The organism is uncultured Tepidimonas sp., assembly GCF_938045175.1.
In the GTDB taxonomy this organism is placed as follows: Bacteria; Pseudomonadota; Gammaproteobacteria; order Burkholderiales; family Burkholderiaceae_C; genus Tepidimonas.
The window spans coordinates 1-12,813 of sequence record NZ_CALIND010000163.1; the positions used below are offsets into that span (position 1 = coordinate 1).

Sequence of the window (12,813 nt, forward strand, 5' to 3'; positions counted from 1 at the left end):
TTCCTCGTCGGTCTCACCCAAGCCCACCATCAGGCCGCTCTTGGTCGGGATGTGCGGAAAGCGTTCCTTGAACTTGCGCAGCAGGTTCAGGCTGAACGCATAGTCCGACCCCGGGCGTGCTTGCTTGTACAGGCGCGGCACGGTCTCCAGGTTGTGGTTCATCACGTCGGGGGGGGCGGCGCGCAGGATCTCCAGCGCGCGGTCGTCGCGGCCGCGAAAATCGGGCGTCAAGATCTCGATGCGCGTGGCCGGTGACAGCGCGCGCACGCGCTGAATGCAGGCGACGAAGTGCGCCGCGCCACCGTCGCGCAGGTCGTCGCGATCGACGCTGGTGATGACCACGTAGCGCAGCTTCAGCGCCGCGATGGTGCGCGCCAGGTTTTCGGGCTCTTCTGGATCCAGCGGGTCGGGGCGGCCGTGGCCGACGTCACAAAACGGGCAGCGGCGCGTGCACTTGTCGCCCATGATCATGAAGGTGGCCGTGCCCTTGCCAAAGCACTCGCCGATGTTGGGGCAGGAGGCTTCCTCGCAGACCGTGTGCAGCTTGTTGGCGCGCAGGATGTCCTTGATCTCGTAGAAGCGCGTGGTGGGGCTGCCCGCCTTGACGCGGATCCACTGCGGCTTTTTGAGCGCGGGTGCCGCCTCGACCTTGATCGGGATGCGCATCGTCTTGGCCGCGCTCTTTTGCTTGGCGCTCGGGTCGTAGGCGGTGGCGGTGGGGGTGGCGGTCGGGGTATTCATGGGGCGATTTCGGCAGGCGCGCGGCGCACTCGCTGCCGCATTCAGCAGCGCGGCGCGAGGAGCGCTTGCAGTTGTTGGGCCAGTTCCGCCTGCACGGCGGACACCGACGCGGGCACCCCAATGGTAGCAAGGTCAACCGTGCGCAGGCCCGCGTAACCGCAAGGGTTGATACGGGAAAAGGGGCTCAAGTCCATCGCCACGTTGAGCGCGACGCCGTGGTAGGTGCAGTGGCGGTGCACCTTGATGCCCAGCGCCGCGATCTTGCCCAGACCGGCGAACGGGTCCCCACCTGGTCGGGGGCCGGTCAGGGCGGCGTGCGCAAACGGATCATCCAGCCGCACGTAGATACCCGGAGCGCCCGCCACGCGGTGCCCGGTCACGCCCCACGCGGCGAGGGTGCGGATGACCGCCTCCTCCAGCCGGTGCACGTATTCCTTGACGAAGTAGCCCGCGCGGCGCAGGTCGATCAGCGGGTAGGCGACCACTTGCCCCGGGCCGTGGTACGTGACCTGCCCGCCGCGGTTGGTGGCCACCACCGGAATGTCGCCCGGGGACAGCAGGTGTTCGCGCTGGGCCGCCAGCCCCAGGGTGAAGACCGGGGGGTGTTCGCACAGCCACAGCTCATCCGGGGTGGTGGGCTGGCGTTGCGCGGTGAACGCCTGCATCGCCTCGTAGGTCGGGGCGTAGGGCACGCACCCGAGTGCGCGCACGATCACAGCACCACCCGCACCATGGGGTGGGTGGTGAGCGTGCGGTAGAGCTCGTCGAGCTGCTCGCGCGAGGTCACGCGCACCACGAGTGTCAGGCCCAGGTAGCGCCCACCGCGGCTTGCGCGCCGTTCGATGGTGGTGGCGTCGAAGTCGGGGTCGAACTGCCGTGCGACGTGCGCCATGGCCTCGGCGAAGCCCTCGGCGTGCGCGCCCATCACCTTGAGCGGGAAGTGGCAGGGGAAATCGAGCAGCGGTTTGGCGTCGTGCATGCGGTGGCGAATCGTTGGTTGGGGTTTGCCTCTATAATAAGGAGCTTTGCCAGCGTGGCCACAAGCCCAGCTGGTGCCGCGTCCGCTGTCAGGCGCACGTCATGCGAAGTGTCGATCATCGCGGGTTTGGCAGTGTCAGCGCAACGTTCCGATTCCTCTTTGGATCCCGAGTCGTCCGCAAGGGTGTCGCCCCGCAAGGCGGGATTGGCTGCGGCTAACGGGTGGGATGAGGTCGAAGATGGGGATGATGCGCTGGATTGCAAGCCCTTGACGCCCGAAGAGGCTCGTGAATGGCGCGCGCGGTACTCCGCGCCGTCGGTGTGGCGGGTGGTAGCGTGGCAGGTCGCGCTGACCGTGTTGGCGGCGGGCGTGGCTGGGGTCGGCGTGTGGGCTGGCATGGGCGGCACGTCGATGGTGGCGTCGGTGGCATACGGCGGGCTGTGTGTCGTGCTGCCGTCCGCGGCCATGGCGTGGGGCATGACATCCAGCGCGCTGACGCGTTGGCTGCAGCGTGCCGCGCCCGGTGTGGCGCGGGCGTCGCTGGCGGGTTGGTTATGGTGGGAAGGGGTCAAGGTGTTGTTGACGCTGGCCATGCTGTGGTCGGCGCCGCGCTGGATCCCGGACCTGAGCTGGCTGGGCCTGGTGGCCGGGCTGGTGGTGGTCCTCAAGTCGTACTGGCTGGCCTGGGCGGTGCGGCCAACGGCGCGAGGGCGGGCGTAAGGTTTGACGAAACTGGAATGGGATGACGAATGGCAGCAGAAGGACATGCACCGACCGCGGGTGAGTACATCCGGCATCACCTGGTTCACCTGACCAACCAGAAGCAAGGCTTCATCGTCGATTTTTCGGTGATCAACATCGACTCGGTGGTGTTTTCCGTGCTAACGGGGCTGCTGGGCGTGTGGCTGTTGTGGTTGGGCGCGCGCCGCGCCACCGCCGGGGTGCCGGGGCGCTTCCAGGCCGCGGTCGAAATCCTCGTCGAGCTCGTCGAGACGCAAGCGAAAGGTGTGATTCACAACGCCGCCAGCCGCAGGGTCATCGCGCCCATGGCGCTGACGGTGTTCGTGTGGATCTTCTTCATGAACGCCATGGACCTGCTGCCGGTGGACTTGCTGCCGGCCATCTGGCACGCCGTGGGCCCGGCGCTGGGCTACCCCGACTACCTGCGCGTGGTGCCCACCGCCGACCTGTCCACCACGCTGGGGCTGTCGGTGTCGGTGTTGTTGATGTGCCTGTACTACAACATCAAGATCAAGGGCCTGGGTGGCTGGGCGCACGAGCTGGTCACCGCGCCGTTTGGCACCAGCAAGAACCCGTTTTGGGCGCTGCTGCTGGGTGTGGTGAACTTCCTGATGCAAATGATCGAGTTCGTGGCGAAGACGGTGTCCCACGGCATGCGGTTGTTTGGCAACATGTTCGCGGGTGAGTTGGTCTTCATGCTGATCGCGCTGCTCGGTGGCTTCGCCGCGCTGTCGTTCACGGGTGGCCTGCTCTTCGTCGGACACCTGATCGCGGGCACGGTGTGGGCCATCTTCCACATCCTCGTGATCACCCTGCAGGCGTTCATCTTCATGATGCTGGCCCTGATTTATCTGGGTCAGGCGCATGATGCGCACTGACGGTTCGTTTTTCCCCTAAACCTTCCTCTCAACCTCCAAAAGGAACCATCATGGAAAACATTCTGGGTCTCGTTGCTCTGGCTTGCGGCATCATCGTCGGTCTGGGTGCCATCGGCGCGTCGATCGGCATCGCCCTGATGGGTGGCAAGTTCCTCGAGTCCTCCGCTCGTCAGCCCGAGCTGATGAACGATCTGCAGACCAAGATGTTCATTCTGGCCGGTCTGATCGACGCGGCCTTCCTGATCGGCGTGGCCATCGCGCTGCTGTTCGCGTTCGCCAACCCGTTCGCGATCTGATCGTTCTGCGGTGAGGAAGGGTGCGCTCGGGCGCGTCAAGCCCCGAGTGCACGCCGATCGAACCCGGCATCAGTCTCTCGCTGCCCACCCCGCACTCCATCCGAAAGGCGTTGCGATGAACATCAATGCAACCCTCTTTGCGCAGGCCATCGTCTTTGCGATCCTGGTGTGGTTCACGATGAAGTTCGTGTGGCCGCCGATCGCCAAGGCGCTGGACGAGCGTGCGCAAAAGATTTCCGAAGGTCTGGCCGCCGCCGAAAAGGCCAAGACCGAGCTCGCCGTGGTCAACAAGCGTGTCGAGGATGCGCTGGTGCAGTCGCGCAACGAAGCCGCGGCCCGTCTGGCCGACGCCGAGCGCCGCGCCCAGGCCACGATCGAAGAAGCCAAGGCGCGCGCGGCCGAAGAAGCCGCCAAGATCATCGCCGCGGCCAAGGCCGAGGCCGAGCAGCAAGCCGTCCAGGCGCGCGAAGCGCTGCGTGAGCAGGTGGCGCTGTTGGCCGTCAAGGGTGCCGAGCAAATCCTGCGGCGCGAGGTCGACGCGGGCGTGCATGCCGAGCTGCTGCAGCGCCTCAAGACCGAACTCTGACCCCCAACGACCCGCGCGTCCGAAGGTTGAACCATGGCCGAACTTGCCACCATTGCACGACCCTACGCCGAAGCGCTGTTCCAGGCCGCTGGCGCGCAGGCGGGCGACGCCTGTGAATGGCTCGATGAACTGGCCGCCATCGCGGCCGAGCCGGCACTCGCGGCCTTTGCCGCCGACCCCAAGGTCCGCCCGGATCAGGTGTTCGACGTCATCACGGGTGTGATGAAGGCGCCGCTGCCGGAGATCGGCCGTCGTTTTCTGCGCACCGTCATCGACAACGACCGTGTCGCGGCGCTGCCCGAGATCGCGCGTCAGTTCCGCGAGCGCGTCAACGCGCAGCGCGGCGTGGCCGATGCCACCGTCGAGAGCGCCTTCCCCATCGATGCGGCGCAGTTGGCCGAGCTGCAAGGCGTGCTCGAGCGGCGGTTTGGCCGCCAGCTGCGGCTGCACGTGCAGCTGCGCCCCGAGCTCATCGGCGGGGTGCGCGTGGTGGTGGGCGATGAAGTCCTCGACACCTCGGTCAAGGCCCGCTTGGAACACATGCGTGTGGCGCTGACGGCCTGACGGCTGGCCCAACGCCTGAAGTCGAACCTCCGAAAAGGAAAGCGTCATGCAACTCAATCCCGCTGAAATCTCCGAACTGATCAAGTCCCGCATCGAAGGGCTGGCCCCGTCGACCGACGTGCGCAACCAGGGCACCGTCGTGTCCGTGACCGATGGCATCGTGCGCATCCACGGCCTGTCGGACGCCATGCAGGGCGAAATGCTCGAGTTTCCCGCCGGCAAGGATGGCCAGCCCACCTTTGGCCTGGCGCTGAACCTGGAGCGTGACTCGGTCGGCGCCGTGATCCTGGGCGAATACGAACACATCTCCGAGGGCGACACCGTCAAGTGCACCGGCCGCATTCTGGAAGTGCCGGTGGGCCCCGAGCTGATCGGCCGCGTGGTCGACGCGCTGGGCCGCCCCATCGATGGCAAGGGCCCGATCAACGCCAAGCTGACCGACGTGGTCGAAAAGGTGGCGCCGGGCGTGATCGCGCGCAAGAGCGTGGACCAGCCGGTGCAGACGGGTCTCAAGGCGATCGACTCCATGGTGCCGATCGGCCGCGGCCAGCGTGAGCTGATCATTGGTGACCGCCAGACCGGCAAGACCGCGGTGGCCATTGACACCATCATCAACCAAAAGGACCAGAACATGGTCTGTATCTACGTCGCCATCGGTCAGAAGGCGTCGTCGATCAAGAGCGTGGTGCGGGCCCTGGAGCAGCACGGGGCGATGGACTACACCATCGTCGTGGCTGCATCCGCGTCCGAGTCGGCCGCGATGCAGTTCCTCGCGCCGTACTCGGGCTGTACGATGGGCGAATACTTCCGTGACCGCGGCCAAGACGCCCTCATCATCTATGACGACCTGTCCAAGCAGGCCGTGGCCTACCGTCAGGTGTCGCTGCTGCTGCGCCGCCCGCCGGGGCGCGAAGCCTACCCGGGCGACATCTTCTACCTGCACAGCCGCCTGCTGGAGCGCGCGGCGCGCGTCAATGCCGAGTACGTCGAGAAGTTCACCAACGGTGAAGTCAAGGGCAAGACCGGGTCGCTGACGGCGCTGCCCATCATCGAGACGCAAGCCGGTGACGTGTCGGCCTTCGTGCCCACCAACGTGATCTCGATCACCGACGGCCAGATCTTCCTCGAGACCAACCTCTTCAACAGCGGCATCCGTCCCGCGATCAACGCTGGTATCTCGGTGTCGCGCGTCGGTGGTGCGGCGCAGACCAAGCTGATCAAGTCGCTCTCGGGCGGTATTCGTACCGACTTGGCGCAGTACCGCGAACTGGCGGCGTTTGCCCAGTTTGCGTCCGACCTGGACGCGGCGACCAAGAAGCAGCTCGACCGCGGTGCGCGCGTGACCGAGCTGCTCAAGCAGCCGCAGTACAGCCCGCTGCCGATCAGCCTGATGGCCGCGTCGCTGTACGCCGCCAACAAGGGCTATCTGGACGACATCGACGTCAAGAAGGTGCTGCCCTTCGAGAGCGGCCTGCACGCCTACCTGAAGGACAAGCACGCGGCGTTGCTGTCGAAGCTCGAGACGCAGAAGGCCATGGACAAGGACGCCGAGGCCGAACTCGACGCCGCCATCCGCGCCTTCAAGCAGACCGGCACCTACTGATCGGCCCGGCAGCGGACCGTTCCAAGGAGCAGCGATGGCAGCAGGCAAGGAAATACGCGGCAAGATCAAGTCGGTGGAAAACACCAAGAAGATCACCAAGGCCATGGAGATGGTCGCCGCCTCCAAGATGCGCAAGGCGCAAGAGCGCATGCGCACCGCCCGGCCGTACAGCGAGAAGGTGCGCCAGATCGCGGCCAACCTCAGCCGGGCCAACCCGGAGTACGTGCACCCGTTCATGGTCGAACACCCGGATGCCACCGTCAGTGGCATGATCGTGGTGACGACCGACAAGGGCCTGTGCGGCGGCCTCAACACCAACCTGCTGCGCGCGGTGACCCATCAGTTCCGTGAGCTGCAGTCCAAGGGCCACACGGCCCAGGTGGTGGCGATCGGCAACAAAGGCTTCGGCTTTATGAACCGCATCGGCGCGCCGGTGGTATCGCACGTCACCGGGCTGGGCGACACGCCGCACCTGGAGCGCCTGATCGGGCCGGTCAAGGTGCTGCTCGACGCCTACGCCCAGGGCAAGCTCAACGCCGTCTATCTGTGCTACACCAAGTTCATCAACACGATGAAGCAGGAGCCGGTGGTGCAGCAGCTGCTGCCCCTGACGGCGGCCGAGTTGGAGCAGGGCGGTGACGCCGCGTACGACTGGGACTACATCTACGAGCCCGACGCGCCCACCGTCATCGACGAGCTGCTCGTGCGCTACGTCGAGTCGCAGGTCTATCAGGCGGTGGCCGAGAACATGGCCTCCGAGCAGTCGGCCCGGATGGTGGCCATGAAGGCCGCCACCGACAACGCCGGCAACCTGATCAGCGAGCTCAAGCTGGTCTACAACAAGACGCGCCAGGCCAGCATCACCAAAGAGCTGTCGGAGATCGTCGCCGGTGCCGCGGCCGTCTGACGCCGTCCGCCCTCTCGTCTTTTCCCTATCGACAAGGTTTCAATCATGGCTCAAGTTCAAGGCAAGATCGTTCAGTGCATCGGCGCCGTGGTGGACGTGGAGTTTCCGCGCGACCAGATGCCCAAGGTCTACGACGCGCTGAAAATGGAAGGCTCGCCGCTGACGCTGGAAGTGCAGCAGCAGCTCGGGGACGGCGTGGTGCGCACCATTGCGCTCGGTTCGTCCGACGGCCTGCGCCGCGGCATGACCGTCTACAACACGGGCGCGCCCATCACCGTGCCGGTGGGTAAGGCAACGCTGGGGCGCATCATGGACGTGCTGGGTCAGCCGATCGACGAGCGCGGCCCCATCGACCAGTCGCTGACCAGCTCCATCCACCGCAAGGCGCCGGCCTACGACGAGCTGTCGCCCTCGACCGAGCTGCTCGAGACCGGCATCAAGGTGATCGACTTGATCTGCCCGTTCGCCAAGGGCGGGAAGGTGGGCCTGTTCGGCGGTGCCGGCGTGGGCAAGACCGTCAACATGATGGAGCTCATCAATAACATCGCCAAGGCGCACTCGGGTCTGTCGGTGTTTGCCGGTGTGGGTGAGCGTACCCGCGAGGGCAACGACTTCTACCACGAGATGATGGAGTCCAAGGTCGTCGTCGCCGACAACCTGAGCGAGTCCAAGGTGGCCATGGTGTACGGCCAGATGAACGAGCCGCCGGGCAACCGCCTGCGCGTGGCGCTGACCGGCCTGACCATCGCCGAGTCGTTCCGCGACGAAGGCCGCGACGTGTTGTTCTTCGTGGACAACATCTACCGCTACACGCTGGCCGGTACCGAAGTGTCCGCGCTGCTGGGCCGTATGCCCTCGGCCGTGGGTTATCAGCCCACGCTGGCCGAAGAAATGGGCAAGCTGCAAGAGCGCATCACCTCGACCAAGGTCGGCTCCATCACCTCGATCCAGGCCGTGTACGTGCCTGCGGACGACCTGACCGACCCGTCGCCCGCCACCACCTTCGCGCACTTGGATGCGACCGTGGTGTTGTCGCGCGACATCGCCGCGCTCGGTATCTACCCCGCGGTGGATCCGCTGGACTCCACCAGCCGTCAAGTCGACCCCAACATCGTGGGCGAAGAGCACTACACCACGACCCGCTCGGTGCAGGCCGTGCTCCAGCGCTACAAGGAACTGCGCGACATCATCGCGATTCTGGGCATGGACGAGCTGTCGCCCGAGGACAAGCTGATCGTGGCGCGCGCGCGCAAGATCCAGCGCTTTCTGTCGCAGCCGTTCCACGTGGCGGAAGTGTTCACGGGTCAGCCTGGCAAATATGTGCCGCTGAAGGAAACCATCCGCGGCTTCAAGATGATCGTCAACGGCGAATGCGACCACCTGCCGGAGCAGGCGTTTTATATGGTCGGCACCATCGACGACGCCTTCGAGAAGGCCAAGAAGCTGGCCGCCTGATCGGCCCCGCCGGGTGCGGTCGTCGCGGCCGAGTCGTCGGCGCGGCGCCCCCCGGTGATTGAACAGGAGTCGAGATGAACACGATACAGGTCGAAGTGGTCAGCGCCGAAGAGTCGATCTTCAGCGGTCCGGCCAAATTCGTCGCGCTGCCCGGCGAAGCGGGCGAGCTGGGCATCCTGCCCGGCCACGTGCCGCTGATCACGCGCATCAAGCCCGGTGCCGTGCGCATCGAGAAGGCCGACGGCGAGGAGGAGTTCGTCTTCGTCGCCGGGGGCATCCTGGAGGTGCAGCCCAAGGTCGTGACCGTGCTGTCCGACACCGCCATTCGTGGCAAGGACCTGGACGAGGCCAAGGCCAACGAGGCGCGCAAGGCGGCCGAAGAGGCGCTCAAAAACGCCAAGAGCGAGGTCGATCTGGCCAAGGCGCAGTCGGAGCTCGCCATCATGGCGGCGCAGATCGCCGCGTTGCGCAAATATCGCCAGAAGCGCTGACGCGCGCGCGATGTGGCCCACCGACTGGCCACGGCCCCCGGTGTGGCAGCACAACGGCCACTGGCAAACGATTGGTGCTGCGCTGTGGGGCCGCGCAGGCGGCTCGACTGCCGTGCGTTGGCGGCGCACGCGCTGGCTCACGCCAGACGGCGACTTCATCGACGTCGATCACGCGGTGCCCCCCGGCGCCGTGGCGCTGGTGGTGTTGTTTCATGGACTGGAGGGTTCGTCCGCGAGCCACTACGCGGGGGCGTTCGCGGCGGTGGCGACGCAGCGCGGCTGGGGCATCGCCGTGCCGCATTTTCGCGGTTGCTCGGGCGAACCGAACTGGGCCCCTCGCGCCTACCATTCTGGGGACTACGAGGAGGTGGGCTGGATGCTGGCCCGTGCCGCCCAGCAGTGGCCGATGCTGCCGCGTGTGGCCGCGGGGGTGTCGCTGGGCGGCAACGCGTTGCTGCGCTGGTTGCAAGAGGCAGGCGAGTCCGCCAAGGCCACGGTGCGCGCCGCCGCGGCGATTTCGGCGCCCGTCGATCTGGCGGCCGCGGGCGCGGCCATCGACCAGGGGTGGAACCGCCTGCTGTACGCGCGCCATTTCTTGCGCACCATGCGACGCAAGGCGCAGGAAAAAGCCGCGCGCTACCCCGGCCTGTTCGACCTGCAGCGCGCCTTGGCGGCGCGCACCTTGCGCGAATTTGACGACGCCTTCACCGCGCCGCTGCACGGCTTTCGGGGCGTGGACGATTACTGGCATCGCGCCTCCGCCAAGCCGCACCTGCACGCGGTGCGCGTGCCGACCCTGGTGCTCAATGCCCGCAACGATCCCTTCGTGCCCGCGGCCAGCCTGCCCACGCCCCAGCAGGTGAGCGCGGACGTGCACCTATGGCAGCCCGCCCGGGGTGGTCACGTCGGCTTTGTCGAACCGATCGCACCCGGCGACTGGCGGGGCGACGTCGCGGCGCTGCCCGCGCAGGTGTTGCCGTGGCTGGCGCGGGCAGCGCAAATACCGCTGGCGTGACACAATCGCGGCGCTGAAGGCTCGGCGTCCGTGCCGGGCAGAAAGAGACGCAGCGATGGACGAGATCGTCAAAGCCGCCATGGCCAAGTGGCCCAACGTGCCGGACTGCTATGGTTGGCTCGGGTTGGACGCGCGTGGGCGTTGGTGGATGCGGGATGAAGCCGCCCAGGCGGCGGGGCCGTTCGCCGGTCCCGGGGCCACACCGGCGAGCCGCGGCGCGCAGCTGCGCCACGAAAAGCTGATTGCCTTCATCGGGCGCAACTACGCTGCGGACGAGCGCGGGTGTTGGTACTTTCAGAACGGCCCACAGCGAGTGTTCGTCGAGCTCGAACGGGCGCCGTGGGTGTGGCGCGTCAGCGCCGATGGGAAAGTCGTGAGCCACACGGGGGTCGAAACCACGATCGACGACGCGTGGCTCGACGAAGCGGGTTATCTGTATTTGGCTGGGCCGTTGGGGGTCGGGATCGTCCATAGCCAAGACATGCACCTGGCCGCCGATGCGGTCGCGTCCGGCCTTTGGAATCCGCAGCCGTGCCAGGCTGCCGAACTCGCGACGCGCTACGGCTACGTGCTCAGCCCCGCCGCCCTACGCCGCGCCAGCGCGTCGAGCGCCAGCAGATAACCGTCGACCCCAAAGCCGATGATGCTGCCCGCCGCGACCGGCGCGATCCAAGAATGGTGCCGGAACGGCTCCCTCGCGTGTACGTTGGACAGGTGGACCTCGATCACGGGCATGGGCGCCACACCCTTGATGGCGTCGTGCAGGGCGATCGAGGTGTGGGTGTAGGCCCCGGGGTTGAACACCACACCGACCGCCTGCCTATCGCGGTAGTGCTGCCCCCACGCGTGCAGGTGATCCAGCAGGACCCCTTCGTGGTTGCTCTGCACGCACTCGACCGCCACGCCCAGCCGTTCGCCATGGGCGCGGCAGCGCGCCTCCAGGTCGGCCAGCGTATCGGCCCCATACACGCTGGGTTCGCGGGTACCTAGCAGGTTCAGGTTGGGGCCATTGAGTATCAGAACGCGTTTCACGCTGTGTCAGCCAAGAGCGCGCGCCACGCGCACGTGCGTCACTTGCCCGCGCCGTTTTCTTGTGCCGGTTGCGGCTCGGGGAAGTTGGCGCCAGCCTCGTTGGCCATGTAGGCCACGGCGCGGGCGATCTCGATGTCGCGGAAGGCGCCGCCGCCCTGCGCGCCCATGGCGCCTTTGCCTTTGAGGGCCGAGTTCACCAGGGTATCGAAGCCTTGCGCGATGCGCGGCGCCCATGCGGCTTTGTCGCCAATTTTCGGTGCGCCGACCAACCCCGCGTCGTGGCAGGCCGCACACTGGGCTTTGTAGACGTCTGCACCGGCCGCCAACGGCCGGTTGGCGTCGCGCAGCTCGACCGTGCCGACTTTTTGTATCCGCTGCGCGGTTGCCAGCTCGGGGTTGACCACGCCGGCCTGCGGCTTGGCGTCGCGGGTGACGTACGACACGAGACCGATGATCAACGCCACCGGGACGACGAACGAGAAAAAGGCCGTCCACCACAGTTGCTTCGGGGTTTTGATCGGGCCAGTGTGGCTGTCGTGCGCATGCTCGCTCATGGTGTCCCTTCTAGGCAGGCGATGGGTAAACCCTTGCATTATATCGGCGTCAACGAGCCCGCGGCGGCCGTGCCCCCGCGGCATGGCCGGCCCTGCTAGAATGTGGCTTTCTTTGTGTGCGGCTGTAGCTCAGTGGATAGAGTGTTGGCCTCCGAAGCCTGTGGTCGTCCAGGCAACGCACGAAAATTTGACGACAGGTCTCAGTGCCCAACGCGGCTGTAGCTCAGTGGATAGAGTGTCGGCCTCCGAAGCCGAAGGTCGTGGGTTCGATCCCCGCCAGCCGCGCCAAATCAAGCACTTATGAGATCCCGGGATGATGTCATGCCCGAGTTTTAGACCATTGATGACGGCTTCGACGCCGATTCTGCCGCCGATCTCATCGGTCGACCGATGGTCATCTCCTCAAAAGCGACCTTGCCATGGCCCATCCGTGGCCCAGCCGTAGCCCACGGCCGCTCGATTCGCTTCATTTCGTGACCATCGGTCTCGTGGCCCATTGAGACTGTTCCGTCGGCAACCAGCGACGTCCAGCGCGGCGCACGCCGACGAAGTCAATCGGCTTGACTGGCGTTCCCGGGCACGTGCTCGAACAGATCCCCCACGGACACGTTGAACAGGGTGCACAGGCGATCGATGGCATCCAGATCAACGCGGGTCGCTCGCTCGTAGTACAGCAACGTGACGGTGTTTCGGTTTAGGGCACTTCGCATAACCCCATTTCCGAAGGCTGAACCGGCATGAGGGCGCTCGCGTCGTTCAGTTCGGGGTTCTCGGGGCCGCTCAGGCCCCGTGATCGCCGCCTTGGCGGGCACCCGAGGCCCTGCAAAACTGCGTTTGCAGGCTGCAGCGGGCGCACCTCTGCCTTCATCGCGCACACCCGCACGGGTCATGGCGCACCAGCCAGACCAGCCGCTTGGCGTTGTACGCCGCGCACTTCAGCAGGATCGCCAGTTCGTTTCTCGCCAGCGTCA

At 66.3% G+C, this 12,813-nt stretch carries 17 protein-coding genes and 1 tRNA gene; 12 read left to right on the forward strand and 6 right to left on the reverse strand.

Going from position 1 to position 12,813, the window contains the following annotated elements; genetic code table 11:
• From lipA to Q0716_RS08605, 3 genes are all read right to left on the reverse strand, one after another.
• Positions 1-741, reverse strand: a 741-nt coding sequence (gene lipA, locus Q0716_RS08595; RefSeq protein WP_299022056.1) for a lipoyl synthase, incomplete at its 3' end; no start/stop codon positions are given.
• Between the two features lie 41 nt (positions 742-782).
• Positions 783-1,406 carry a lipoyl(octanoyl) transferase LipB gene (lipB, locus tag Q0716_RS08600; RefSeq protein ID WP_299022102.1) on the reverse strand — a complete coding sequence of 208 codons (624 nt, stop codon included), beginning with the start codon at positions 1,404-1,406 and terminating at the stop codon, positions 783-785.
• Positions 1,407-1,453: 47 nt separating this feature from the next.
• A complete protein-coding gene (locus tag Q0716_RS08605) occupies positions 1,454-1,720 on the reverse strand; it encodes a DUF493 family protein (protein ID WP_299022059.1) in 267 nt (88 codons plus the stop codon).
• A 267-nt stretch (positions 1,721-1,987) separates the two neighbouring features.
• On the opposite strand from Q0716_RS08605, the gene Q0716_RS08610 reads away from it, so the two are divergent.
• The 11 genes from Q0716_RS08610 (at position 1,988) to Q0716_RS08660 (ending at position 10,878) form a co-directional block, all read left to right on the forward strand.
• The gene (locus Q0716_RS08610; protein ID WP_299022061.1) at positions 1,988-2,440 is read left to right on the forward strand and encodes an ATP synthase subunit I; all 453 of its coding nucleotides are present in this window, start codon (positions 1,988-1,990) and stop codon (positions 2,438-2,440) included.
• A 29-nt stretch (positions 2,441-2,469) separates the two neighbouring features.
• Entirely contained in the window at positions 2,470-3,339 is an 870-nt protein-coding gene (gene atpB, locus Q0716_RS08615; RefSeq protein WP_299022064.1) for a F0F1 ATP synthase subunit A, read from the forward strand.
• A 50-nt stretch (positions 3,340-3,389) separates the two neighbouring features.
• Positions 3,390-3,635 carry a F0F1 ATP synthase subunit C gene (gene atpE / locus Q0716_RS08620; protein ID WP_043702567.1) on the forward strand — a complete coding sequence of 82 codons (246 nt, stop codon included), beginning with the start codon at positions 3,390-3,392 and terminating at the stop codon, positions 3,633-3,635.
• Between the two features lie 115 nt (positions 3,636-3,750).
• Positions 3,751-4,221, forward strand: a complete 471-nt coding sequence (locus Q0716_RS08625; protein ID WP_299022075.1) for a F0F1 ATP synthase subunit B — start codon at positions 3,751-3,753, stop codon at positions 4,219-4,221.
• A 33-nt stretch (positions 4,222-4,254) separates the two neighbouring features.
• Positions 4,255-4,785, forward strand: coding sequence for a F0F1 ATP synthase subunit delta (locus tag Q0716_RS08630; protein WP_299022077.1), 531 nt, complete (start codon positions 4,255-4,257; stop codon positions 4,783-4,785).
• Between the two features lie 46 nt (positions 4,786-4,831).
• Positions 4,832-6,388 carry a F0F1 ATP synthase subunit alpha gene (atpA, locus tag Q0716_RS08635; RefSeq protein WP_299022079.1) on the forward strand — a complete coding sequence of 519 codons (1,557 nt, stop codon included), beginning with the start codon at positions 4,832-4,834 and terminating at the stop codon, positions 6,386-6,388.
• 34 nt (positions 6,389-6,422) lie between these two features.
• On the forward strand, positions 6,423-7,295 hold the full coding sequence (atpG, locus tag Q0716_RS08640) for a F0F1 ATP synthase subunit gamma (protein ID WP_299022082.1): 873 nt from the start codon (positions 6,423-6,425) through the stop codon (positions 7,293-7,295).
• 45 nt (positions 7,296-7,340) lie between these two features.
• A complete protein-coding gene (gene atpD, locus Q0716_RS08645; RefSeq protein ID WP_299022085.1) occupies positions 7,341-8,750 on the forward strand; it encodes a F0F1 ATP synthase subunit beta in 1,410 nt (469 codons plus the stop codon).
• Positions 8,751-8,824: 74 nt separating this feature from the next.
• The gene (locus Q0716_RS08650) at positions 8,825-9,241 is read left to right on the forward strand and encodes a F0F1 ATP synthase subunit epsilon (RefSeq protein WP_299022088.1); all 417 of its coding nucleotides are present in this window, start codon (positions 8,825-8,827) and stop codon (positions 9,239-9,241) included.
• 10 nt (positions 9,242-9,251) lie between these two features.
• Positions 9,252-10,256 carry an alpha/beta fold hydrolase gene (locus Q0716_RS08655; RefSeq protein WP_299022091.1) on the forward strand — a complete coding sequence of 335 codons (1,005 nt, stop codon included), beginning with the start codon at positions 9,252-9,254 and terminating at the stop codon, positions 10,254-10,256.
• A gap of 55 nt (positions 10,257-10,311) precedes the next feature.
• Positions 10,312-10,878, forward strand: a complete 567-nt coding sequence (locus tag Q0716_RS08660) for a DUF2946 family protein (RefSeq protein WP_299022094.1) — start codon at positions 10,312-10,314, stop codon at positions 10,876-10,878.
• On the opposite strand, the gene aroQ is transcribed toward Q0716_RS08660, so the two are convergent.
• Positions 10,821-11,288, reverse strand: a complete 468-nt coding sequence (gene aroQ, locus Q0716_RS08665; RefSeq protein WP_299022096.1) for a type II 3-dehydroquinate dehydratase — start codon at positions 11,286-11,288, stop codon at positions 10,821-10,823. The genes Q0716_RS08660 and aroQ overlap by 58 nt on opposite strands.
• A 38-nt stretch (positions 11,289-11,326) precedes the next feature.
• Positions 11,327-11,842 (reverse strand): c-type cytochrome, encoded by a 516-nt coding sequence (locus Q0716_RS08670; RefSeq protein ID WP_299022098.1) that lies wholly within the window; start codon positions 11,840-11,842, stop codon positions 11,327-11,329.
• Positions 11,843-12,054: 212 nt separating this feature from the next.
• Between Q0716_RS08670 and Q0716_RS08675 the strand changes: the two genes are divergently transcribed.
• A tRNA-Arg gene (locus Q0716_RS08675) sits at positions 12,055-12,130 on the forward strand.
• A 263-nt stretch (positions 12,131-12,393) separates the two neighbouring features.
• Here Q0716_RS08675 and Q0716_RS10955 read toward each other — a convergent pair.
• A complete protein-coding gene (locus Q0716_RS10955; RefSeq protein ID WP_366139729.1) occupies positions 12,394-12,732 on the reverse strand; it encodes a helix-turn-helix transcriptional regulator in 339 nt (112 codons plus the stop codon).
• Positions 12,733-12,813: the final 81 nt, after the last annotated feature.